The sequence below is a fragment of the Helicobacter bilis genome (assembly GCF_900198365.1).
In the GTDB taxonomy this organism is placed as follows: Bacteria; Campylobacterota; Campylobacteria; order Campylobacterales; family Helicobacteraceae; genus Helicobacter_A; species Helicobacter_A bilis_B.
This window is the reverse complement of the sequence record NZ_FZMS01000052.1, coordinates 15,820-39,756: the sequence shown is the minus strand read 5'-3', so window position 1 is coordinate 39,756 and position 23,937 is coordinate 15,820. Positions and strand designations below refer to the sequence as shown.

Sequence of the window (23,937 nt, the reverse complement as noted above, 5' to 3'; positions counted from 1 at the left end):
TTTGAGTTTTTCGCATAAGTATTTCTTATTGCAACATATTTTATTATAAAAGTAAGATACAACAAAGCGTAAAAAAAGTGCAAATATTCCTATAAAAGTAAGGAATGCAGAATCAAGGCAAAATATAAGTGGATCAAAAGGAGTTTCATGCGGAATTATCTAAAATGAATTGCAAAACTCCTATTTTCAAAATTTAATAATCTTGGGAAAATAAGACTAGAACCCAAAATCCTATTTATCTGCTTGCTGCTTATTCTCATCTACTGCTTGCAGGGCTAGATCGCTTAGAATCTTTGCTACTTCTCTACGCTCATGCACGACTGCATACACACCTTGAGATTGAAGTGATGAAGCAAATTTAGAACTTTTTGTCTTAAGGATAATCTTGCAATAAGGCGATAAGGCACGAATGTCTTGATGGGCTCTTTGCGCACTATCGATAGAATCTATGGCGATGATTACCGCAGAACACTTAGTAATACCAAGCTGCTCTAGAATCTGCCTACTTGTAATATCGCCATAAATTACAGGCTCACCTTTCTTTATTGCCTCTTCTACCTTGTTATAGTTTTTATCCACAGCAATGTATTGCACATCACAACCCTTAAAATACTCTAAAATTTTTTTGCCAAGCTCACCATAACCACACACCACAACATGTTTTTCAAGGTCTGTCGCGTGGTTTGTATGATCTGCCTTTGTATCATCATAGAATTCCGCTTTTCTGTGTGCAAAAAAACTGCTTACAGGTGTAAGATAACGCAAGAAAAAGTTCGTAACCTTATCTAGTCTATCTAAGATAAAAGGTGTAGCAATCATTGAAAAAATCACCATAAGTGTCAAAAACTGATAGATTTTATCTGGGGTAATACTTGCAAAAAACTCTTCCCCAAATAGCACCTTCAAAACCCCGCCATCAAGGTGTAGATCTAATATCTTATGCTGACTTGCTAAAAGGAAAATAGCAAATGAAAACTCTCCGATTTGTGCTAGAGATAATGCAATCCTTAATCCTATCCTCTGCCCCCTAAATAAGAATAAGAATAAATACATGAGTAAGGCTTTTGCACCCATCATAAGTGCCATTAAAATAAGGATAACAACAAAATATTCAAGCAAGAAGATAATATCTACCTGCATACCCACGGTGATAAAAAACACACCTAAAAGTATATCTCTAAAGTGTGTAAGGACTGATGACACTTGATATTTATACGGCGTGTTTGAGATAATCATACCTGCCAAAAATGCTCCAAGTGCTAGAGAAAAACCAAAAGATTTACTTATGTATGCCGCACCTAAAACGATTAGAAAGACTGCACCCACAAAGATTTCATCTGTTTTCATATTTGCTGAAAAGCGAAGGAATAGTTTTGCCATAATGCGTCCGGGCAAAAATAGCACTATAAGCACGATAATCGCAGAAATAAGTGTCGTTAAAAGCAGGGCAGAAAGATGAGAATCTTTATCGCTTAAAAGCTTAATCATAAGTAAAATTGGGATAACTGCAATATCTTGGAATATCAAGATTCCAACTGAAGCCATGCCATAAGGCGTTTTTGTTTGAGCGCTTTCATTTAAAAACTTCAGCACAATTGCCGTTGAGCTAAGACTTACTGCACTTGAAATAATGATAGAGGTAGAAAAGTTAAAACCCAAAAAATAAAAACATACAACATAGAAAAAGGCAATCGAGATTCCAATCTGTAAGCCGCCAAAGACTAGCACTTCTTGCTTCATCGAAGTAAGGCTTTTAAAACTAAAATCAAGCCCTATCATAAACATCAAAAACACAACCCCAAATTCAGCTATATCATTCAACTCACCAGAATCTTCAAGATGAAAGCCAAAGATATAAGTCGTTAGCACACCTGTAAGAATGTAGCCAATAATGGTTGGAATCTTAAGCCAACTTAGCACAATACCTGAAATAACCGCCATTGCCAAAACGCAAAGTATAACAAGATATAAATCGATAGGACACCTCGTTTAATAAACCTTAATATAACCTGTTTTTTTTGTATCAACACCTCTATATGCAAAAACATTTAACCATTACATAAAGTGCATTAGCGTATTTTTTAAGCAATTCTATAAAGACTTTTACATTAAATAATATTAAGTTCTTCTCTAAAATACATACAGATATGCTTAAGATTATAGCAAAAAAATATCAAATATACTAGCTTAATAGAATTTAAAATAACATAATATTATTCCAGCAGACAACATTATAATGGTTTAGAGTTTTTAAAATATAAATGCTATAATCGTTTGCTTCATCTTAGATTTTTAGAGAGTGGTTTATGAATTTGTCAAAATGTGTTTTTACTTTTTCTTGTGGTGTCGTGTTTTGTGTTGGTGTGTCGTATGCAGATTCTATACTTTTTTTGCCAGATTCAAACAAGTCTCAAAAGAGGGCTATCCAAAATGATTTTAGTGATGGCGAAGTAGATTCTGATTTACGACTTTTTGATATCCAACAAAAAGGGTTTAACCCCAAAGATGAAAAGGGTTTTAGAGCCCCGATTGATAGAAGCCCTATAACACAAGATTCTATAAATCCGCCAAAGGATATACAGCAAGAGGATCTACCACAAGAATATAAGAGTATGTTTGAAACCAGTCTATTACAAACAAACACAGAATCTAAGGAAATAAAGCTCGCAGAAAATACGCCAACGAAAAAAGCAAAACAAAATAAGTCTCATACAATAGAGATTGCTAATGGTGCAACTTTTATTGCAGTGAGTAGTGAGAAAAATCCGCAAGAAATACGCATAAATAATAAGGTTTTTCCATGGGTTTTGCACCCAAAAGATTCTAATAAAAAGATTGCATTTGTAGCGATTAACTATCGCTCAGCTTTAGAGAATCTAAGATTAAATAATGACTTTTCCATTAAAATCGTGCAAGGTGCATATAAGAGAGAAAAAATCACAATCACAGACACAACAAAGACAAAGCCAAATAAAGCTGCGAGTGATCGCATTGCAAAGGAATTTGCTGAAGCAAATGCGATCTATCGCACATATACGAAGAAGCGTTACTGGAGTAAGCCTTTTATGTTGCCTTTAAACAGCGTGATTACAAGTCCTTTTGGCTCCGCGAGAGTGTTTAATAATGAAATTAAAAGCTTTCATGGTGGCACAGATTTTCGTGCGGCAATTGGCACACCGATACAGGCTAGTAATGATGGCGTTGTAGTGATCGCAAAGGATCGTTTTTTAGCGGGTAAGTCAGTCGTCATCGATCATGGTGAGGGGGTTTTTAGCATGTATTATCATTGCAGTGATATTAAGGTGAAGCTTGGTGAGAGGGTGCAAAAGGGGCAAGTGGTAGCTTTAAGTGGTAATACAGGCAGAGTGAGTGGAGCGCATTTGCATTTTGGTATGCTTGTAAATGGAGTGCAGGTTGATCCTATTGATTTCATAAACAAGGTGAATGCGTTGTTTTAATATTTGTTGGTTGTATTTATCGCTTAAAATTTTAGATTAATGAAATCTTTCGTTATATTGAGCTAAATTTTATTTAATATGAATTTGCACCGATGTTTAATACTATGCTTATTAATCCATTTTGCGTTGTTTATGGTATGATACGAGTTTTACTAAAAAATTAAAGGAAAAATTTGAATCCTAAAATTTCCATTCTCACCCCAAGTTTCAATCACGAAAGGTTTGTGGGATTTTTTATAGAATCTGTTTTGAAACAAACCTTAGAAGATTTTGAGCTTATTATTGTAGATGATTGCTCTAGTGATAATAATGTAAATGAGATTCTAAAGTTTAAAGATTCTAGAATAAAGCTTATACAGCACCCATATAATCAAGGCATAAACGCAGGATTAAACACAGCATTTGAAAATGCTAGTGGCGAATATCTTGTATTTTGTGCGAGCGATGATATGCTTACACCTAATGCACTAGAAGTGATTTATAAGGCATTTAGCGAGAATCCAAGCGTAAAAGCGATATATCCAAGTCTTATTAAAGTTGATGAAAATGGGGTGAAAGATAAAGAAAGATTTGGAGAATCTGAAAATAAAACAAGAGCAGAACATCTCTATGATCTCTTTATGCGAGGGAATTATCTTACTTCGCCCGGAATGGCAATGAAAACAACTGATTTTAAGGAGATTTTGTATCCTTTAGATATTGCGATGTGTAATCAGCAGGATACGCAAATGCACATTAAGATACTTTTAAATGGGGAGATAAAGATCCTTGATGATATTTTAGTAATGTATCGTTTTGATCCAAGGACAAACAATGTGAGTGCTGGGACTGATGTTGCTATAAAGCGTGGAAAGATGGAGATTGAGCGGCTAATGGATACTTTTTTAGCAATGAAAGATATAGATTTGCTTCAAAAAATCTTTGCAAAAGAAATAGCTAAACTCGGTATTACTCCGCAAGAAGATATGATAGAGTATTTTTTGGGCAGAATGGCTTTGTTGTCGCCTATTGAAACAAGGCAAATGTGGGGTTACCATAAAGTTATGGAATCTTATAACACAAAAGAGAGTGCAAAACGCTTGAAAGATATGTATGACTTTGATTTTAAGGCATATTTAGGTATGCTTTACCACACGGAAGATAAAATAGCAAAAAAATATCGCAAATATAAAAAACTATTTAATATTTTTCTTGGGGTAAATATTGCGTTATGTGGCGTGATTGTATGGCTTATTTGGTAAAGGAAATGCAATGAAAGATAATCTCACAATTATTAGAGTAGATGGCGGCATAGCAAGTCAAATAGGTTTTGTCGCACTAGGCAAAGCCTTTGAGGAAAAAGGCTATCAAGTCAAATATGATTTAAGCTGGTTTGAGACTTCTGGCAAAGGTTTTTATAATACAACAAATGGCTATGATAGAATCTATGATTTAACCTTTGATATGCCAAAAGCATTTCCACAACTAGAGATGAAAATCGCAACTGAAGATGAGATAAAACGCTACAATAAATTATATTTTATCGATGATGAGAAAGTCATTACCCACAAGCCTCCATTATATGTCGGCGGTTATTTAGGCAGACATTATGACATATATTTTGCAAGACGCTTTGCAACATACTTTAACCCCAAAGAAATAGAGCAAAAAGACGCACCATTTTACATACTTTTACAAGAGATTCTAAATACGCAATCCTGTGGCATTCACATTAGAAGAGGTGATTTATCGCAGAATCATATTGTGTATGGAGAGCCTACTAGTCTTACTTACTTTGAGAGAGTTATTCAGCTTGTCGCACAAGTGAATTCAAAAAGCGTGTTTTATCTCTTTAGTGATGATGTAGCGTGGGTTAGAGAGCATATTGCACCACTTTTAAAGGATAAGCAATTTAAAATATGTGATATTAATACACCAGAACAAGGCTATTTGGATTTATACCTGCTTAGTCGTTGCAAGGTGATTGTCGCATCTCACGGGAGCTTGGGAGCGTATGCTAAGATTCTGTCACCACATAATCCACTGCTTATTGCCCCACGCGTTCGAAATGTATTTTTTGAAATGGAAAATGTAATGCTTGTAAATTGGGGTGCAAAACTACAAATTACACAGCCGTGTAATAATGTAATCACCCCCCCCCCCCCCTTCTCACAAACCCCACATTTCGATACAACATTTTTTCTATCCCTTCAATCGCTTTAAAAAAAAAATATTTGGTAAAGGGGTTTAAAAATATCCCATTTTTTTTTTTAAAAAAAAATNNACTACAAATTACACAGCCGTGTAATAATGTAATCCCCCCCCCCCCCCCATTGTCAAAATCTCACATTGCGATACAGACTTTTTGTCTATCTCTACAATCGCTTGAGAAGCAAACTATTGCGTAAAGGAGTTATACAATGATCCCATTTCTTGATGTAAAGACAATTAATTCGCGTTTTAAAGACGAGCTAGAATTAGCGATGAAAAAGGTGCTAGAATCTGGCTGGTATATTTTAGGAGAAAAAAACAGGGCTTTTGAAAAGGCATTTGCTGAATATTGCGGGATAGAGCATTGCATAGGCTGTGGTAATGGGCTAGATGCCTTGCGTTTAAGCATAAAGGCGTTAGGTTTGGGGGAAAGTGATGAGATAATCGTCCCGGCAAATACCTATATCGCCTCAATTTTGGCTATCTCTGATAATGGGTGTAAGCCTATCTTTGTTGAGCCAAGTTTGCAGACTTATAACATTGATGTGGAGAAAATAGAATCTGCCATAACACCCAACACAAAGGCGATTTTAGTCGTACATTTGTATGGGCAGGTCGTGGAGATGCAAAAGGTATGGGAGCTGGCACAAAAGCACAAACTTGCTATTATAGAGGATTGCGCACAGGCACACGGGGCAATATATCAAGGCAAAAGGGTTGGCACACTTGGCGATGTGGCTGGATTCTCATTTTTCCCGGGGAAGAATCTAGGGGCATTAGGCGATGGCGGAGCGGTAACCACAAAGCATAAAGAAGTAGCGGAAAAAGTTAGGGCATTGGGGAATTATGGCTCACATAAAAAGTATGTTAATCTCTACAAGGGGCTAAACTCTCGCCTTGATGAGCTTCAAGCAGCAATTTTAGAGATAAAGCTCAAGCACTTGGATTCTGATAATGAATCTCGTCGCAAGATTGCAAAATTTTATCGCGAAAATATCACAAATACAAAGATTATTTTGCCTGAATGTGTGAGTGAAGAAGGACACGCGTGGCATTTATTTGTCGTGCGTTGCGAAGAGCGGGAAAGATTCCAAGCGTATTTAAAGGATAATGGGATTGAAACAATTATCCACTATCCTATCCCACCGCACAAACAAGTTGCCTATAAGGAATATAATCATCTCTCTTTACCCATTACTGAAAAGATTCATAGGGAAGTGTTGTCTTTACCGATTAGCCCGGTTATGAGCAAGGAACAAGCAGAAAGGGTTGTATCTGTAATAAATGAATTCTAATACACCCTCATATTGCCATCAAAGCTTTGTGGCACTGCATTATTTTGTTGATTTGTGTTTGCCTCTCTAGCGTTTTGCGGCATATTATCTTCTACATTGATTCCATCTGGTGTGGCTGGTGGTGGTGCATTTGGTGGGACTGGCTTTTTACTAGGGAAATATTTTATAAGTTTTGTAAGCTCTGCGGCTTTATCTGGTTGCATTTGTGCTAGAATACTTCCCATTTGATTTGGTTTTAGGCTCAATAGAATCATAACCGCATCATCTTCTGGCATAGCTGCTAAAATCGGTGCGGCTTTGCTATCTTTCATTTTCGCATAGCTTTCAGCTAGTTTTGTGTCCTTTGTGCCTGTGATTTGCTTTAGAATCTCTTCATTCTGTGCTAATAGCTTCTTTGCTTCATTGAGTTTTGCTTCACTTTCTGCTGATTTTTTTGCTTCTTCGTCTCGCATATCAGCATACATTTTTTTTAACGCACTCTCTTTTAGCTTCATCTGCTCTTCTTTTTCTTTCAATAGCTTTGTGTTTTCTGTGGTTAGAATCTGCAAAGTGCTTTGTTGCTGTTGTAGCTGCAATAGACTTGTTGCAAGCTCTTGCTTTCTTGCCTCAAAGATTGCATCACATTGTTTTGCTAGCTGTTGTGCTGCCTCTGGATCAAAACTCGCACTAGTTGTTAAAGATTGCGTTTTGACTGCTTTTTTTTCTGTCTCGTCATCGGCAAACGCACTTACACATAAACAACCAACAATAAGACTTCCTAAAAAAACTTTTTTCACTACCATATCCTTATGTAACAGAATCTTGCGTAATATTATACAATAATGCAAAGCTAGATTCTATAAATTTATACTCTAAGCGATCTAAAACACTCACAAAAATATAAATATATGAATGCAAAGCTTTTTAAGCATTACTTGAAACCTTTCTGATTCTATTATGATTGTCATTTTAAACCTTAAAAAGTGCAACATTTTACAAACACTAACTTTGAGAAATTTTGCTTTGCTAAAAATGACAAATAGATTTTTAGAATCTAGATTTGACGCATAATGCTTCTATCTCAAATTATAGTCCAATCTGCATTTCAAGGGCTTCACGCAGGGCGTCTTCTATCTCTGCAGGATTTGATTTTGTAATAAAGGCGTTTGCTTTTAGGCTTTGTGCTTTTTCAATATTAGAATCATTACTCATTGATGAATTAACAATTACAGGCATAGTCTTTGTATCTTCATGTTCTCGTATATGCTTTAAGACTTCAAAGCCTGAAATGAGTGGCATTTCAAGGTCAGTGATGACTGCCCCAACGGTTTTAGCAACACCCGGTGTGTAGAGATACTCAAGCAATGCTTTGCCATTTGGAAAGGTAAAATAGCGAAGTTGTAGTTTCTCCATAATGATTTGAAGTGATTTTTGTGCAGGTTTAGAATCTTCTGCTAACAATACAACTTTATCACTCTCAATAGCCCTCAATCCTTCAAGTTGCAATTCATGCGACATTTCTACTGATGGGAAAGCATCTACTACCATGCGTTCAACATCCATGATTTGCACTACCGCACCATCATCAAATTTTGTAGTAGCAGTAATCTTATTATTCCCATCAAAGCCGTATTCACTACCTACAATTACAGAATCCCAGCTTCGCTGGATAATGCGTTTTACACTTAAGATTCTAAGTCCAACTGTGCATTGTGAAAAATTACATAGAATCACAAGATTTTTTTGACTTTGGATAGAGTATTCTTTTAAATCTCGCTTTGGGTCTTGTGCGTTAAAGTAAAGCCATCTACGCATATCAACAAGCGGTATGCTCTCCCCTCTAACAGTTAGGAATCCAAGCACTATGCCCTCATTTTCCCCCGCTGTCTCTGTTAGCTCCCCATCATAATAGATTATCTCGCGTATCTTAAAAACATTCATCGCATAAAGCTGAATGTCTTGCTCATTTTCAGTATCTTCTAGGGTAAAACAGAGAAATTGTGCTTCATTATTTAAATGGAGTGAAGTCGTTTTATCAATATTGCTTATCAAAACAAAGCTCCTAAACTTTTATTTTATTGCTGTTATTTTAACAAAAAAAATCTTTTATCAATACATTTTATATCATTATTTTGTTATAATTGCTTCTTTTATACATAAATATTCATAGTTGCTAAAAGGTATTTCTCAATGATTGATGTTAAACTTTTATTACAAGATTTTGACTATGTAGCACAGAATCTTGCCAATAGGAATGTAGAAAAAGTCATGCTTGATGTATTGAAAGAGAATGCAAATAAGTTAAAGCAACAAAAAAACATAGCAGAATCTATGCAGGCAGAACAAAATAAACTCTCAAAAGAATATGGCGAACTCATGCAAAAAAAAGCAGATTCTAATCTTTTGCAAAGCCATAAAGAAAACCTTGATACGCTAAAAAGAAAAGTGCAAGCAGAGGTTGCAAAGGTAGCTCAAGCAGAAGTAGCATTGCAAGAGATTTTACTTAAGATTCCAAACCTTTTAGATAAGAATACGCCCATAGGCACAGATGAAAACGATAATGTTGTGATTAAACATGTTTTAGAACCAGAGAAGTTTAGCTTCACACCAAAAGAGCATTGGGAGCTTGCGGAGAAAAATAAGTGGATTGACTTTGAAGCGGGGGTAAAACTTGCTAAAAGTCGTTTTTCTGTTTTGCGTGGAGAGGCTGCGAGACTAAATCATGCTTTAATATCTTATATGCTTGATTTTAACTATAAAAGTGGCTTTGAAGTATGCAGTGTGCCAGTCATTGTAAATGAAAGGGCTATGTTTGGGACGGGGCAGCTGCCAAAATTTGCTGATGATATGTTTCATATAGAATCTATGAATGATGATATAAATGAAAGCGAAGATTCTAATAAAGGGCATAATCTCTATCTTATTTCTACTTCAGAGATTTCTCTCACTAACCTTTATCAAGATATGATTCTAGCTGAAAACGAGCTACCCATTATGATGACAGCATATACACCTTGCTTTAGAAAAGAGGCAGGCAGTGCAGGAAGAGATACGCGTGGCATTATAAGGCAGCATCAGTTTGATAAAGTCGAGCTTGTGGCAATCACCACACCAGAACAAAGTGAATCTATGCAGCAAAGAATGGTAGATAATGTATCAAAGCTTTTAGAATCTTTGGAGTTACCACATAGGCTAGTGCAGCTTTGCAGTGGCGATATAGGCTTTTCTGCGGCAAATACTATTGATTTAGAAGTATGGCTACCCGGACAGAATTGCTATCGTGAGATTAGCTCTGTGTCAAATTGTGCGGATTTTCAAGCGCGTAGGGCTAAGATACGATACAAGAGGGCAGGTAAAAATACACTCGCACATACGCTAAATGGCTCAAGCTTAGCAGTAGGCAGGACTCTTGTTGCTATTATGGAGAATTTTCAACAAGCTGATGGCAGCATTCAAATACCTAAAGTCTTAGAAAAGTATCTTTAGATTCTATAGTTTATTTGGGGATTAGGGAATGGCAGAAGAGCAAAAAAAACAAGAAGATATAGCAGCAGAAGATATAGCAACACAAGATGATATAAAAGATTCTAATAACACTGATGAAAATACAGAATCTAAACCTGAAGAAAAGAAAAAAAAGCCAAGTGGCATTATGGCATTTTTTACGCCATTAGAAAACTTTGCTAGAGATAATGCTAAAGATATTCCGCTTATACGCAACATTGATGAAAAGCTTGGTGTAAAAACTAGACGCATTTTGCTTGTAGTGCTGTTACTGCTTTTTGTGCTATTGCTTGTTATGCTACTTGTAAGTGCTTTTAAACCAAAGCAAGATTCTGAAACAGAGCAGAGTGCTACTCAAAGCACACAACAAGGTGGTGCGAATAATCAAGGTAGTAGCAGTGGTGGGGCTAATATGCAAGAAGGAAGTAATGCTGAAAGTCAAGGCGGCGTTGTGTTACCAAGCATTCCAGAGGTTACCACAAAGCCCCCAGTTGTAGATAATAAGAATCTTGAAAATATGATTCAAAAAGCAGATATGCTCTATAAAACAGGCGATAAGCAAGAAGCTCTCATGCTTTTTAATCAAATTGCTACTTATGCAAAGGCTATTGCAAACTATAACTTAGGAGTGATTAATGCAAAATCAAAAGACTATCAAAAAAGTATAGAATACTATGATAAGGCTATTTCAGTAGGTGAAGATGTAGCATTAAGTGCGATTAATGCGGCTGTGAGTGCCTTTAGACTAGGGGATATGGATAAGTATCAATACTATATCAATATCGCAAATACCTATGCAAATCAAATAAGCAATCTCCCGCCATACGCCTATTCCTATGCTCTCAATCAATACTATCAAGGGCAGTATTTTGAGGCACTATCACCGCTTAATCACGATACAAATACGCATTTTGACAAAGATAGCAAAAGACTTGCAGCAAAGCTTTATACCCTTTTTAATGACAATGTGCAAGCCTATAATAACTTAAAGGCTGTCGCAGAAAAGCAAGATGAACTCGCACTAGGTCAGCTATTAGCAAGGCAGGGCAGTCTCAATGCAGCAAGGGCTCATGTGCATAACTATCTCATACAATATCCAAATGATTGGCATGCAAAAATGACTATGCAGCTTATTAATCTAAAATTAGGCGATTTTATCGAAGCAGCAAGAATCATTGATGAGTTTGGTGGCGAGAAAAAAGAAAATGATATTATAAACCCCTATCCTATACAAGCTAGAGTTGCTCCAAATGTTTTCAATGTGCAGTTAGCCCAAGAAGAGTTTTGGAATAGGACTTTTGAGCATTCAAACCTTTTGACAAGTAAGATTCTATTCTATTATGCCCCTTATCGTGTGTTTAATGTGAATGAAGCATTAAGCATTATTTCAGATGGTGTGCTAGATTCTAAAATCAATTTAGGGAATCTCGAAGAAAGCCATGCGATATTAATAAAAGGTGCTACTATCTCAAACATTAATACAAGCATAGCCCAATCCTTGCGTAAGATTAATGAGAATGACTTACGCGGGGCTTTAGCAATGATTAAGCATGATGTCGATGAGAATCCAAATCATGCTGTATTACATTATAATGCGGGGCTAATTTACGCACAAGTTGGCGATTTTGCAAATGCTTATAAGCACTTTTTGCGTGCTTATCACATTGATATGACAGATGTGCAAGCAGGTGCTTTTGCTATGGTTACGGGCAAACTCGTCTATAAAGATATAAGCACTTTGAATGTGAATCTAGGGCAAAGCATAGCAGATAGCAAAATGCCAAGAGAGCAACTCGTATTATTTAGTAAAATCAAAGAATGGGTAAATAACCCAACTGATATGGGCGTATATATCCCTGAAGCGAATGAAAAAAGGGCAATGGCACTAGCCTTTCAGTCAATCAGTGCTATACACATGAGAGATACGAAAAATATTGTCGCTGGTTTTGAGCGGCTAAAATACTATCAATCAAATGACATTGTGTCAAATATCCTGCTTGATTTAGCAAGAAACTATGGCACAAATGTGAAGAATTCATCGCTTAATATGCAGTATCTCTTTAGAGAAGATAATATGAATCTAGACAATGTTTTCTATGGACCAAATCTAGCACGAGAGCTATATATCTATGTGGGCTTTATAACTGGGAATCTTGAGCGAGAAAAAAAGCTATTAAACTACAAGCTAAGCACACAGACAAAAAATCCAAATGGCTTACTACAAGCCTTAGGGCTTTTAAATATCTATCAGCAAAACTTTGAAGAGAGCTATGCAATTTATGACAGATTAATTAATGGCTTGAAAGAAGATGATAGCTATACGCGTTATTTGGGTGCTGTGGCAGCTATTGGGGCTGGACACAAGAATGCCGCAAGTCTTTTATTGCAGTTATCAAAAATGGATTCTAGTGTGAATTATGAAAGTCGCTATGCCTTAGGTGTGATGTATCAAGAAGCAGAGAATTACAACGCCGCAGCACAGCATTATAATAGTATCGCAAATCATGGATTTAAATCAGAATTTATTGATTTTACCATTGATGATTCAAAGGTTAATACCCCAAAATAAAGGGCTAAATATGAAAACATTAAGTGAGTTTGAGAGATATGTGCTTTTAGAGAAAGGCACAGAAGCCCCATTTAGCGGGGAATACAATGACTTTTTTGAAGATGGAATCTATGTATGCAAAATGTGTGAGATGCCTTTATTTACTTCGGATTCAAAATTTAGCGGACATTGTGGTTGGCCTAGCTTTGATTCTAGTATTGAAAATAATGTAAAAGAAGTGCTAGATAGAGACGGAGTGCGAACAGAGATTGTATGCAATCATTGCAACGCACATTTAGGACATGTTTTTAGAGGTGAGGGCTTTACGGAGAAAAACACACGCCATTGTGTTAATTCTGTATCGCTTATATTTATCCCAAAAGAGAGAGTTAAATAACAAAAACTAAGATTTTTTAGAATCCGCTCTTTGAATAGGTGGTAAGGCTGGGGCGTAAAAAAGGGCTTTAGAATCTAGCAAAGCCTTAAAAAACAAAAGAATAACACATTAAATATTTTTATAAATCTTTAGAATCCAATTCAAATGGGTGAGTGCAAGTGACATAGAAGCCGTATTTTAGAATCTTAAACCTTCTAAAATTATGTAAAAACCATAAAACTAGATTCTAAACTTTTGTATAAAACCTTAAGGGAAAAGTATGAAACAAGAGATTTCTTATCAGCAAATGCTGTATATTATGCAGTATTTATCAAATAAAAAACAAATCATGCCAAAGGATATGCTTGGTCGCTCACTTGCATATACTTGCTTTTTACCGCGTTTATCAGACAAAACTTATCTCTATGAAAAGTTAAAGACAAATACACCCAAAAAAGCCCTATATACCAACACAGAAAAGCTATCTAAACTCATACAAACAAGCAGTTTAGACCATAGCGTAGAGTTTGATAAAGAGATTCTTTGCGTGATATTTAGCGATTTGGATAAACTCGCAAATAATGAGAGTGCGGATAGTATGGACTATTTAAGCATGATAAGGCGATTATCCCCTGCTTTTGTTGTCCATGAAAGTGTATTTATTGATGAATATCAGATTCTAGAATCTACTATTAGTGGGGCAGATATGATTATACTCAATATCAAGCATTTACAAATATATTGTGAGATTTTACATGCTTTGGAATCTAATCCTATGCTACTAGATTCTAATATTGATGATATTGCTTCTGAAATAGCCCTAAACACACAAGATTCTATAAGAAATCATTCTCTCACACATAGCATACAAACACATATAAATAAACTCATAGCCTTTGCATATAATCTTGGGATTATCCCTATTTTGCGTGTTATGGATACAAATGATTTAGAGATATTTCGGCAAATTGAGAATCTTTTTCATTGCTTCTATGCGACAAATGAGACTATAGACGCATTACCCAAAGAGAGTATTACATTTGTAGATAGGAATATCGGAATAGAGAATCTTGTTGATATTCTTATTGTAAGTCAATAATGAAGTGTATCTATTTCGCAAGATTCTATAAAAGCAAAAATAGATAGAATTTTTTATGCGGTTTAAGAGAGTTTAAACCTTTGGCAATTCAGCAACTACGCGGATACTCTTAATAATATCTCCTTGTTTTAGAGAATCTAAAACTTCATAGCTTGCCTTTTCATTTACTGGGATACGACCAAATGCGGTGTGTTCGCCATCTAAATGCGGTTGTGGCGCAAAACAGATAAAAAACTGACTACCACCCGTATTTCGCCCAGCGTGAGCCATAGATAAAGTGCCACGATTATGCTTTGTTGGGTTATTTTCAAGCTCACACTTTATAGTATAGCCCGGACCACCTGTGCCATCGCCCTTTGGACAGCCACCTTGAGCCATAAAACCAGCTATTACACGATGAAAATTCAAATCATCATAAAAGCCGCTATTAGCAAGTGCAGCAAAGTTACTTACTGCTTGTGGTGCATGTTCTGGAAAAAGCTTTATATACATAACACCCTTATTTGTTTCAACGATAGCATATTGCAATGTTTGTAACTCGTCTGCCAAAAGTTTATATTCTTTTAATCCCATTGTAAAATCCTTAAATTTCAGTGATTCAAAAGTTGAGATTCTAGCAACTTTGCCGGTAAATTTCAAGATTTAATGTTATAATTTAGGACTAAAAGTAAATTTGGAGTAGATATGTCGCTTCTGTTTTCATATTTTAAATCCTTTATGTTGTGTTTTGTAATGTTTTGCTTTGTGCTTATTTCGCCGCTTTATGCTGATGGATTTGGAGATTGCAATGATTTGTATGGCTGCATAGATGGTGGCACGACACAGATTCCACAATCAGGCGGTCAAAATAAAGGTGGGAATAAAAGTAGCAATTCAGATAAAGCTACACAGAATAAGCAAGGCACACAAGGCTATCAAGGCGGCTTCCTTGCAAGTGGAGCTATGCCTACACTTGGGGCTAGAAAAGGTAGCTTTTTATACTCTATTGCATTGCTTACTGCATTATTTGACAATGGCGTGCAAAAGCAGGGTTATGGAATCTTACTAAAAGATGGATATATCCTTGCTGCTGCTGATTTGATGAATGAAGATGGGGCGTATTTACGCAGTGTTATGGCAAAAATGCAAGATGATTCTAGTAAATCGCTTATGTGCTTTGCCATGCTTCGTTTGCGTGCAACAGATTCTAAGCTTTCACTACTTAGAGCTGAAAACTACACAGATATTTATTGTAACACTCGCGAAGAAAGCTTTTATCATCAAAGAATTAATTTACATCATTTCACTCCAATTTATAAGGGAATGCTAAAAAACACAGTGCTTAGCCGTAAGGATAATGTATTGTTTCCATTTGTAACAGAGAATAATGCCTTATTTTACAAATCTGCAAGTATTGCGAATATCCAAAAACATAGTGCCATACATGGACTACCACTTTTTAATTCAGGTGGGCATTTTGTAGGATTTTTATATAGTGTAAATGAACCTAAAAAAAGGCGAAATGTGGTTGTATCAAGTGATGAAGTAAGAGATTTTGTCTGCGATGTAGCAAAAAGAAGATTATTGCCTACTAGCGATCTAACGCGTGCATGTATGAAAAATAATACTGCGATAAAATAGTATTTCAAGGGAGAGATTGTGCTGTATTTATTTCTTATTGTTGTCATTACAGTGCTTGTTCTTGTGCTACTTAACATGCAGCAGAACAATAAAAAATCAAGTAAAAATAAAGAAATAAATCTCATGCAATGTGTAAAATGTGGCGTATATATCACACAAGTAGATATGAAAAAAAAGAATGGTAAATGCTATTGCCATGAGTGCCTATCGCAATAAGTTTAAGCATATAAAGGTAGATTCTGTGCTGTATCGGTATTTGGTGGTATTTTTTTGCAATGTATTTGTTGCATTTGCAAACCCATATATGCCATATAAAGCTAACAACACACAAAGGGTGCAACAAGATATTATGCCTTTATTGCAACAATGCTCTAATGGGATAAAAGATTCATGTTCGCTATTGCTTAAGCAAGGTGTGCCAAGCGTGAATGAATGTGAAATACATATATGTCATATCATAGGTGCTACGCTGAGTGCAAATGGAAGTGATAGAGAAGCAATACCTTATCTACAAAAGTCTTGTCAATCGAGTGAAAAGCTGGGTTGTTCTCTACTGGGATTACTTTATCAAATGAGTGGCAATACAGATGAAGCAGAAATTGCATATAACACTGCTTGTAATAATGCTGATGTGATAGGTTGCTATAATATGGGCGTATTGCAGTCTATGCGAACATCATCTAATGTGGGCGGACATGCAGCTTTACAATCTTTTACTAGAGCGTGTTCTATGCAGTATCCACAAGCTTGTTTTAATCTTGCCGTAGTCTATGCTAACTATAAAAAAGATTTTGCAAATGCACTATATTTTTTTCATATCGCATGTGATTATGGCATGATGGAATCTTGTAGAAATATGCGTTTATTAAAAGATTCTGGCATTACATTACCACTATTGCAAAAAAAACGCGGTTTGTATGTTAGGCTAGATTCTAAACAAAGGCAATAAAACTATTCATAATGCAACCAGATTGATACACGCAGAACACAGCCTTTCAGAGTTTTAGTTACATTCAGTTACATAAATGTATTGATTTTGGAATAATTACGCACATAATCTAAGAAAATATGTATTTTATTGTAAAATAACGGCAATATAACTCCCAAAACTTTTCATTAAGGATGCAATGATGAGCAAACATGAAACTACGCAGGGAATGTTGCATACTGATACTATACTCTCAGATTCCATGCCACACGACACTGCAAATATCGCATTAGATTATAGTCAAAACCCAAAAGGTGATAATCTCACATTCCATACAAAACAATCGCTTTTTAAAAAGGTTAAAAAACGACTAGATAAGTTAGCAAAACTCCCCTCATTAAGAGAAGAAAAAAGCGGTAAAGATTTAAAAGAAGTCTTACAAGAAAAAGGTATTCAAAGAAGGGATTTTATGAAATGGGCAGCAGTTGTTACTGCATCAATTGGGCTACCTGCTACTTTTGCACCTCTTACAGCTCGTGCCGCAGAGCTTGCTGATAGAGTGCCTATTATATGGTTACACATGGCAGAATGCACAGGTTGCAGTGAAAGTTTATTAAGAAGTGAAGATCCGGGTATTGATTCTATCATTTTTGATTATGTAAGCATGGAATACCATGAGACTATCATGGCGGCATCTGGGTATCAAGCGGAAAAAAGTTTAGAAGATGCGGTAAAAAAATATGATGGTCGCTATGTTATGATGGTAGAAGGTGGGATTCCAAAAGATACTGAATATTTCCTTACCATTGGTGCATCTGGCAGGACTGGTGCTGAAGAATGCAGACATGTAGCAAAACATGCAGCAGCAATTTTTGCCATTGGAACATGCTCTAGCTTTGGTGGAGTGCAAGCGGCTGCACCAAATCCTACAAACGCACATCCTTTGAGTGATATTATTGACAAAAAAGTTATTAATGTTCCGGGTTGTCCGCCGAATGAGAAAAATATTGTAGGCACACTTATGCAGCACATTCTCTTTGGCGATATGGCACTCGATGCATTCCATAGACCAAAATGGGCGTATGGACATAGAATCCATGATTTATGTGAGAGAAGGGGTCGCTTTGATGCAGGTGAGTTTGTGCAACACTTTGGCGATGAAAATGCAAAGAATGGTTACTGCTTGTATAAGGTTGGTTGTAAAGGTCCTTATACTTTCAATAACTGCTCAAAATTACGATTTAATTCACATACAAATTGGCCTATCGGTGCGGGGCATGGTTGTATAGGTTGCAGTGAGCCACATTTTTGGGATACGATGTCGCCATTTGAAGTACCACTTGGGAATCGCTATCAAACAGCTTTTAGAGGTGCAGGTGCTGACCACACAGCAGATAGGGTTGGTATGGTAATTTTGGGTGCAACAGCTATTGGTATTGCCGCACATGCAATGCTATCTGGTGCTATAAAACCAAAGTAATTTTACACAAGTTGTGCTTTTAGGTGCGACGCATAGACTATAAATATTACCAAAAGGAAAGAATATGTCAAAAAGAATTGTTGTTGATCCTATCACTAGAATTGAAGGGCATTTGCGGATTGAAGTTATTGTTGATGATAATAATGTGATTACAGACGCATTTTCTAGCTCTACGCTATGGCGTGGTTTAGAGACTATTATTAAAGGTAGAGATCCGCGAGATGCGGGTTTTATTGCAGGAAGAATTTGCGGTGTTTGCACCTATTCTCACTATAAAGCGGGTATTACTGCGGTTGAGAATGCTTTAGGCATTGAGATTCCATATAATGCAAAGCTTGTTCGCACACTTATGAATCTAGCCTTATTTTTCCACGATCATATCGTGCATTTTTATACATTGCATGGGCTTGATTGGTGCGATATTATCAGTGCTTTAAGTGCCGATCCTGCTAAGGCTGCGAAACTTGCATTTGAATATACAGATTCTCCAATTTCAGCAGGTGAAGATGAATTAAGAATGGTGCAAAAAAGGGTAAAAGATTTTGCAGCTAAGGGTTCCCTTGGACCTTTTGCAAATGGATATTGGGGACATAAAACCTATCATCTAAGTCCAGAACAAAACCTTATTGTATTATCACATTATCTAAAACTACTTGAAATTCAAAGAGAAGCGGCAAAAATGATGGCTATCTTTGGTGCAAAACAACCGCACCCACAAAGCTTAACCGTTGGGGGTGTTACTTCCATTATGGATATTTTAGATCCATCAAGACTTGCTGAATATAAAGCGAAGTATGAAATGGTAGCAGACTTTATTAATCGTGCTTATTACCCAGACTTAATTATGGCAGGCATGGCATATTCAACTGAGGCAAGTGTTTTAACGGGTTGTAATCTAAAGAATTTCGTAAGTTTCCAAGAAATGCAGGTGGGACATAATGAATACCTGCTTGATAGTGGTTATGTGCTTGATGGCGATTTAAGCAAAGTGCATGATGTGAATCTTGACTTAATCGCAGAGGAAGTAACAAACTCTTGGTATAAATATGAAGGCAAGCATAGCAATGGAGAACCGATCAAGCCAACAGATGCACTTCACCCTTATGATGGACAAACAACACCGGATTACACCGGCTTTAAAGATGGTGAAAGCATAGGTTTAAGTGGCAAGAATGAACGCACAAAACTTTTACAAACAGATTCTAAATATTCATGGATTAAATCGCCAAGATATGATGGTAAGCCTATGGAAGTTGGACCATTAGCAGCGGTTATTGTAGGCTATGCAAAAGGTAAAAATGAAGCCTTGCATAACGCTGTAGATGCATTTTTAAAACGCACTGGCTTAAGCACAAGTCATTTATTCAGTACGCTAGGTCGCACAGCAGCTAGAGGGCTAGAAGCAAAAGTATTAGCAGATGAGGGGCTAAAAGCATTTGATGAATTGGTAAGAAATCTTAAAGTAGATACTACGACTTGTGCGCCTTATATTATTGATAATAGCAAGTCTTATAAGGGTTGCTATATCGGTAATGTGCCAAGAGGAATGTTGAGCCATTGGGTGCGTATTGAAGAGGGCAAAGTAGCAAATTATCAAGCAGTTGTGCCTTCGACATGGAATGCAGGACCAAGAGATTCTAAAGGACAAAAAGGACCCTATGAGATGAGTCTTATTGGGACAAAGATCGCAGACTTAACACAGCCTTTAGAGATTATACGACATATTCACTCATTTGACCCATGTATTGCTTGTGCTGTGCATGTAATGGATACAAAAGGTAATGATCTTGGGGAATATAAAGTAGAACCAGCATTCGCAAGATTCTAAAAAGCATAGTTGGATTAAGGAGCTTTTATGGTAACACGAACAGAGATTGATACGGGTATTGCAAAAGAAATCCAACAGCATTTAGAATTTGGTGCAATGACTAGATTCTTACATTGGGTGCGTGCATTTATGATTGTTTTTTTGGTAGCAAGTGGATTTTATATTGCATATCCTTTCTTACAACCTGATGCAAGTGGTGAGCCAGTTATTTTCTTACAAGCCTATAATAGGGCTTTTCATTGTATAGCTGGATTTGTATTGATTGCGGCTTCTATTTTTCGAGTGTATCTATTCTTTTTTGCACCATCAAGTAAGCCAGAACGCACATCGTTTTGGCAATTACTAAATCCACTTGTTTGGGCGAAGACTATTGGGGCATATCTTTTTATTGCAAAGCATCCGCACATTAAAGGCACATACAATCCTTTGCAATTTACTACATACTTTGTATTAGGATTAGTAACCTTAATTATTTGTTTGACAGGTGTGAATCTTTATGCAAATGTTTATCATGATGGTTTGGGTGGCATTATGGGTGCATGTTTTAGCTGGGTAGATTCTGTATGTGGTGGATTAGCAAATGTTAGAGCGATACACCATATTGCTACATGGGTATTTATTGTATTTGTGCCAGTGCATATTTATCTTGTAATTTGGAATTCTGTGCGTTATCCAAACGGCGGTGCTGATGCAATGGTAAGCGGTATCCGTTATTCAGAAGAACAAAGAGTATAGAGAGATTTTTGTTTTGAATGTTTTAGTGCTTGGCATTGGCAATATTCTCTTTGGAGATGAGGGTATTGGCGTTCATTTATGTAACTATTTAAAAGTAAATTATACTTTTGATAGCAAAGAGCATACTCTCACATTTGTTGATGGTGGCACATTAGCAAATATGCTTATTCCACTTATTGTAGAATACGATCGTGTATTATTACTTGATTGTGTGAGCGTTGAAAATGCACAAATTGGCGATGTGTATAGCTTTAGTTTTGACAATATTCCATCATGTATTACTTGGGCTGGTAGTGCCCATGAAGTTGAGATGCTGCAAACACTTCATTTAACAAAAATGATGGGTGATTTACCGCAAGTGCATGTCATTGGTATTGTGCCGGAAGTAATTGGTGAAGACACCGCCTTTAGTCTTAGTGAATCTCTTTTAAGGGGTGCATTAACTATGGAACAAAACGCTATTTCATACTTGGAAAATTTGGGCTTTCATATTAGCAAAACTAAGAATATACCATTGCAAGAGATAGCTAATAATTCATATAAAGGTTTTTAAAAAAAATAAATCCCATTGTATGCTAGTTTGAGAAATTGTTGGTGATTTTAATTTTATAACTCACAATTGCGTCTCAACATTTTTATATCCCACTTTATATTTTTAACACTATGCTTGAATTTTTATATGCTTTGATAGTAATATTTAAAGTAACTTGTTAAAAAATATCCCTATTTTCTTACTTTAAATTCTCCTAATACTTCATAAGGTTTCATAATAGTTGAAAGTGAAATTTTTGTATTTAATTAAAAATATAGATACCATATTAATTCTAGACCATTGTTAGAAAGTAAACTTCATCTAAATCTCACCCACAACAAGCATAACTTCTACCAATAAAACAGAAATAAGCATACAATACATTTCGTAACTACAAGCATATATTGCGAAATACTCAAGATAGAATACAATCTAGCTTGTGTAAATCACGCTAAGAACAAACATAAAAATGTATTAAGAGAGAAAAAAGAAAAGAGTGTGTATTGAGAAATGCAGCATACCATTCTATGCCGCACTAATATCATGTTAAAAAATGGGAAAGATTACTTAGACGCCTTATCCTGTGCTTCTGTCGCATTATCAGTAGCAGCTGGTGCTTCCGCTGGTTTTGCTTCTTCTTGTGCTACTGGTGCTTGTGCAGGTGCTTTTTCCTCTTTTTTATCATCGCATGCAACAAATAATGTTGCTAAACCTGTAATAACCGCCATTGCTAAAAACTTTTTCATAATGAAACTCCTAAAATAAAAATGTGAGACACATTATAGCATAGATTCTAAGAAATCTTAAAATATTTTTTATTTTGATGGTTTTATCAAAATGAGAATTTAAACATGCTTGGAAAATAGGTAATCCAAGAAATATTTTATACTCAGACTATCATCATTTAGACAATTTTACTACAATAACACAAATTTAATTTGGAGATTCTCATATGAAACGAAAAACAATTCCACAAAGGATAAAACGCGAGATATTACGACCCTTCCGCAGAATGATTGACAAAGAATGGGGGGGGGGTAACCACCCCTTTATGAGCGATGAGGAAATCACTCAAGACAAACAGCTATATACCAAACTAAATAAAGATTCTCGCTTTATACTCGATCCAAAACATGATTATATTTGCCGACATGACAAGTATGCTAAAAATGGTGATATAGGGGATTCATCATATTTTATCCAAGATATTTGGGGGGCACGAAAAGTGTTAGAAAATAAGCCGAGTATGCACTATGATGTTGGCTCGTCTGTGGTTGGTTTTATCGCGCATTTGCTTGCACAAGGACAGAAAATCACTCTCATTGACATTAGACCTATGGACAATAACTTTGACACAAACTTTTTGAATCAAAAAGGCGGCATTTCATATATTCAAGCCAACGCTACACTCTTAGAAAATATTGCTGATAACTCTTTAGAATCAATTTCTGCATTGTGTAGTGTGGAGCATTTTGGATTAGGGCGATATGGTGATCCTATCGAACCAGATGCTTGGGAAAAGGCTTTGAGGGCTTTTCAAAGGGTATTAAAACCCGGTGGTAAGCTATATTTTAGTGTGCCTGTGGGGCAGATTGATAAAGTGTGTTTTAACGCACACAGAGTGTATCGACCGCAAACCATTATTGATGTATTAGGTGAAATGCAAATTCTTGAAATGGGTTACATTAGCACACTCGATGTTGTAGAATGTATGAAATGGCAAAAAGATCATTTAGAGATTTATCAAAGCTGCCTTGATTCCATGCCAGAATATCAAAATAATGGAAATGTAGGATTGTTTGAATTTATTAAAAAATAATTCAGCTAAAAATATAGCAAATATTCTTAATGATACACCACAGGTTCTAAAAGTATCCTACTGAATGGAATGTTAATGCTTAATACCCGCTTGTATTTACTTACGATTTTCATTTAAAGGAAAAATGCTGTATCATAGATTTGTAGAATCTAAATATAGCATTGATAGATACAGGGCATAGAAACCAGAATTTAACATCCATTCAGAGCCTTAAAGATTACGATGTTACTAACTTTTGTAGCAAATAGGCTTGATTTAGTTGAACAATGTAAATAATCGTTATGAAATCCAAGTCAAAGCGTACAAAATGTTGCGGATTGTATGGAAAAACACAAGCAATCTTTCATGTATAAAACCATTTGACATAGGCAAGACCAATAATGCCATAAATAAGGCAAGGCAATACCGCTAAAATTAGAAAAATTATAAAGATTGATAGCCTTACAACTTGCCATGGCTATAAGCTATTTATTTTAGCAGTTATTATAATGATGTAAAAAAAGAATTGTGAATTTAAACATCACATTAAACAATGGAGTAATCTTT

At 35.9% G+C, this 23,937-nt stretch carries 21 protein-coding genes; 16 read left to right on the top strand and 5 right to left on the bottom strand.

The features are described 5' to 3' along the window. Positions 1–231: 231 nt before the first annotated feature. A complete protein-coding gene (locus C6H08_RS07435; protein WP_034562279.1) occupies positions 232–1,941 on the bottom strand; it encodes a cation:proton antiporter in 1,710 nt (569 codons plus the stop codon). 365 nt (positions 1,942–2,306) lie between these two features. Between C6H08_RS07435 and pgp3 the strand changes: the two genes are divergently transcribed. The 4 genes from pgp3 (at position 2,307) to C6H08_RS07410 (ending at position 6,943) form a co-directional block, all read left to right on the top strand. Then, on the top strand, positions 2,307–3,458 hold the full coding sequence (gene pgp3 / locus C6H08_RS12005) for a peptidoglycan metallopeptidase Pgp3 (RefSeq protein WP_233708524.1): 1,152 nt from the start codon (positions 2,307–2,309) through the stop codon (positions 3,456–3,458). A gap of 173 nt (positions 3,459–3,631) precedes the next feature. Beyond that, positions 3,632–4,699 (top strand): glycosyltransferase family 2 protein, encoded by a 1,068-nt coding sequence (locus C6H08_RS07425; protein WP_034578962.1) that lies wholly within the window; start codon positions 3,632–3,634, stop codon positions 4,697–4,699. A 10-nt stretch (positions 4,700–4,709) separates the two neighbouring features. Then, positions 4,710–5,660, top strand: coding sequence for an alpha-1,2-fucosyltransferase (locus tag C6H08_RS07420; RefSeq protein ID WP_104686154.1), 951 nt, complete (start codon positions 4,710–4,712; stop codon positions 5,658–5,660). A 197-nt stretch (positions 5,661–5,857) separates the two neighbouring features. Further along, on the top strand, positions 5,858–6,943 hold the full coding sequence (locus C6H08_RS07410) for a DegT/DnrJ/EryC1/StrS family aminotransferase (RefSeq protein WP_034580482.1): 1,086 nt from the start codon (positions 5,858–5,860) through the stop codon (positions 6,941–6,943). On the opposite strand, the gene C6H08_RS07405 is transcribed toward C6H08_RS07410, so the two are convergent. Beyond that, a complete protein-coding gene (locus tag C6H08_RS07405; RefSeq protein ID WP_233706137.1) occupies positions 6,940–7,725 on the bottom strand; it encodes a MotE family protein in 786 nt (261 codons plus the stop codon). The genes C6H08_RS07410 and C6H08_RS07405 overlap by 4 nt on opposite strands. Positions 7,726–8,008: 283 nt before the next feature. Beyond that, positions 8,009–8,974: a chemotaxis protein gene (locus tag C6H08_RS07400; protein ID WP_034580484.1), complete on the bottom strand. Its 966-nt coding sequence runs from the start codon at positions 8,972–8,974 to the stop codon at positions 8,009–8,011. Positions 8,975–9,112: 138 nt separating this feature from the next. Here C6H08_RS07400 and serS point away from each other — a divergent pair, with 138 nt between their 5' ends. The 4 genes from serS to C6H08_RS07380 all read left to right on the top strand — a co-directional run bounded on the left by serS (position 9,113) and on the right by C6H08_RS07380 (position 14,449). Continuing rightward, on the top strand, positions 9,113–10,408 hold the full coding sequence (serS, locus tag C6H08_RS07395; protein ID WP_034580485.1) for a serine--tRNA ligase: 1,296 nt from the start codon (positions 9,113–9,115) through the stop codon (positions 10,406–10,408). A gap of 28 nt (positions 10,409–10,436) precedes the next feature. Continuing rightward, complete coding sequence (locus tag C6H08_RS07390; RefSeq protein ID WP_034563882.1) at positions 10,437–12,995, top strand: tetratricopeptide repeat protein; 2,559 nt, start codon at positions 10,437–10,439, stop codon at positions 12,993–12,995. Between the two features lie 10 nt (positions 12,996–13,005). After that, positions 13,006–13,371, top strand: a complete 366-nt coding sequence (locus C6H08_RS07385; RefSeq protein ID WP_034563884.1) for a methionine-R-sulfoxide reductase — start codon at positions 13,006–13,008, stop codon at positions 13,369–13,371. Positions 13,372–13,630: 259 nt separating this feature from the next. Then, on the top strand, positions 13,631–14,449 hold the full coding sequence (locus C6H08_RS07380) for a hypothetical protein (RefSeq protein ID WP_034580487.1): 819 nt from the start codon (positions 13,631–13,633) through the stop codon (positions 14,447–14,449). 72 nt (positions 14,450–14,521) lie between these two features. Here the strand turns inward: C6H08_RS07380 and C6H08_RS07375 are convergent, their stop codons facing one another. Continuing rightward, positions 14,522–15,022 (bottom strand): peptidylprolyl isomerase, encoded by a 501-nt coding sequence (locus C6H08_RS07375; RefSeq protein ID WP_034563887.1) that lies wholly within the window; start codon positions 15,020–15,022, stop codon positions 14,522–14,524. Between the two features lie 111 nt (positions 15,023–15,133). On the opposite strand from C6H08_RS07375, the gene C6H08_RS07370 reads away from it, so the two are divergent. The 7 genes from C6H08_RS07370 to C6H08_RS07340 all read left to right on the top strand — a co-directional run bounded on the left by C6H08_RS07370 (position 15,134) and on the right by C6H08_RS07340 (position 21,593). Then, complete coding sequence (locus C6H08_RS07370; protein ID WP_034563889.1) at positions 15,134–16,069, top strand: hypothetical protein; 936 nt, start codon at positions 15,134–15,136, stop codon at positions 16,067–16,069. A gap of 18 nt (positions 16,070–16,087) precedes the next feature. Beyond that, positions 16,088–16,285: a hypothetical protein gene (locus C6H08_RS07365; RefSeq protein WP_034580489.1), complete on the top strand. Its 198-nt coding sequence runs from the start codon at positions 16,088–16,090 to the stop codon at positions 16,283–16,285. Further along, positions 16,248–17,018 (top strand): tetratricopeptide repeat protein, encoded by a 771-nt coding sequence (locus tag C6H08_RS07360; RefSeq protein ID WP_034580490.1) that lies wholly within the window; start codon positions 16,248–16,250, stop codon positions 17,016–17,018. The genes C6H08_RS07365 and C6H08_RS07360 overlap by 38 nt, the downstream gene beginning before the upstream one ends. A gap of 181 nt (positions 17,019–17,199) precedes the next feature. After that, entirely contained in the window at positions 17,200–18,477 is a 1,278-nt protein-coding gene (locus tag C6H08_RS07355; RefSeq protein WP_034580493.1) for a hydrogenase small subunit, read from the top strand. Positions 18,478–18,541: 64 nt separating this feature from the next. After that, complete coding sequence (locus C6H08_RS07350) at positions 18,542–20,305, top strand: nickel-dependent hydrogenase large subunit (protein WP_034580495.1); 1,764 nt, start codon at positions 18,542–18,544, stop codon at positions 20,303–20,305. 27 nt (positions 20,306–20,332) lie between these two features. Further along, the gene (cybH, locus tag C6H08_RS07345; protein ID WP_034563900.1) at positions 20,333–21,040 is read left to right on the top strand and encodes a Ni/Fe-hydrogenase, b-type cytochrome subunit; all 708 of its coding nucleotides are present in this window, start codon (positions 20,333–20,335) and stop codon (positions 21,038–21,040) included. A 13-nt stretch (positions 21,041–21,053) separates the two neighbouring features. Then, the gene (locus C6H08_RS07340; RefSeq protein ID WP_034563903.1) at positions 21,054–21,593 is read left to right on the top strand and encodes a HyaD/HybD family hydrogenase maturation endopeptidase; all 540 of its coding nucleotides are present in this window, start codon (positions 21,054–21,056) and stop codon (positions 21,591–21,593) included. A 542-nt stretch (positions 21,594–22,135) separates the two neighbouring features. On the opposite strand, the gene C6H08_RS07335 is transcribed toward C6H08_RS07340, so the two are convergent. Then, positions 22,136–22,318, bottom strand: coding sequence for a hypothetical protein (locus tag C6H08_RS07335; RefSeq protein WP_034580496.1), 183 nt, complete (start codon positions 22,316–22,318; stop codon positions 22,136–22,138). Positions 22,319–22,524: 206 nt separating this feature from the next. Between C6H08_RS07335 and C6H08_RS07330 the strand changes: the two genes are divergently transcribed. After that, a complete protein-coding gene (locus C6H08_RS07330) occupies positions 22,525–23,391 on the top strand; it encodes a DUF268 domain-containing protein (protein ID WP_233708523.1) in 867 nt (288 codons plus the stop codon). The last annotated feature ends 546 nt before the right edge of the window (positions 23,392–23,937 follow it).

Excerpts from the sequence above, each read along its gene's own strand:
- C6H08_RS07435 (WP_034562279.1), bottom strand. The coding sequence starts at position 1,941 with ATGGCGGTTATTTCAGGTATTGTGCTAAGTTGGCTTAAGATTCCAACC.
- pgp3 (WP_233708524.1), top strand. The coding sequence starts at position 2,307 with ATGAATTTGTCAAAATGTGTTTTTACTTTTTCTTGTGGTGTCGTGTTT.
- C6H08_RS07420 (WP_104686154.1), top strand. The coding sequence starts at position 4,710 with ATGAAAGATAATCTCACAATTATTAGAGTAGATGGCGGCATAGCAAGT.
- C6H08_RS07410 (WP_034580482.1), top strand. The coding sequence starts at position 5,858 with ATGATCCCATTTCTTGATGTAAAGACAATTAATTCGCGTTTTAAAGAC.
- C6H08_RS07405 (WP_233706137.1), bottom strand. The coding sequence starts at position 7,725 with ATGGTAGTGAAAAAAGTTTTTTTAGGAAGTCTTATTGTTGGTTGTTTA.
- serS (WP_034580485.1), top strand. The coding sequence starts at position 9,113 with ATGATTGATGTTAAACTTTTATTACAAGATTTTGACTATGTAGCACAG.
- C6H08_RS07390 (WP_034563882.1), top strand. The coding sequence starts at position 10,437 with ATGGCAGAAGAGCAAAAAAAACAAGAAGATATAGCAGCAGAAGATATA.
- C6H08_RS07385 (WP_034563884.1), top strand. The coding sequence starts at position 13,006 with ATGAAAACATTAAGTGAGTTTGAGAGATATGTGCTTTTAGAGAAAGGC.
- C6H08_RS07380 (WP_034580487.1), top strand. The coding sequence starts at position 13,631 with ATGAAACAAGAGATTTCTTATCAGCAAATGCTGTATATTATGCAGTAT.
- C6H08_RS07375 (WP_034563887.1), bottom strand. The coding sequence starts at position 15,022 with ATGGGATTAAAAGAATATAAACTTTTGGCAGACGAGTTACAAACATTG.
- C6H08_RS07370 (WP_034563889.1), top strand. The coding sequence starts at position 15,134 with ATGTCGCTTCTGTTTTCATATTTTAAATCCTTTATGTTGTGTTTTGTA.
- C6H08_RS07360 (WP_034580490.1), top strand. The coding sequence starts at position 16,248 with ATGGTAAATGCTATTGCCATGAGTGCCTATCGCAATAAGTTTAAGCAT.
- C6H08_RS07355 (WP_034580493.1), top strand. The coding sequence starts at position 17,200 with ATGAGCAAACATGAAACTACGCAGGGAATGTTGCATACTGATACTATA.
- C6H08_RS07350 (WP_034580495.1), top strand. The coding sequence starts at position 18,542 with ATGTCAAAAAGAATTGTTGTTGATCCTATCACTAGAATTGAAGGGCAT.
- cybH (WP_034563900.1), top strand. The coding sequence starts at position 20,333 with ATGGTAACACGAACAGAGATTGATACGGGTATTGCAAAAGAAATCCAA.
- C6H08_RS07335 (WP_034580496.1), bottom strand. The coding sequence starts at position 22,318 with ATGAAAAAGTTTTTAGCAATGGCGGTTATTACAGGTTTAGCAACATTA.
- C6H08_RS07330 (WP_233708523.1), top strand. The coding sequence starts at position 22,525 with ATGAAACGAAAAACAATTCCACAAAGGATAAAACGCGAGATATTACGA.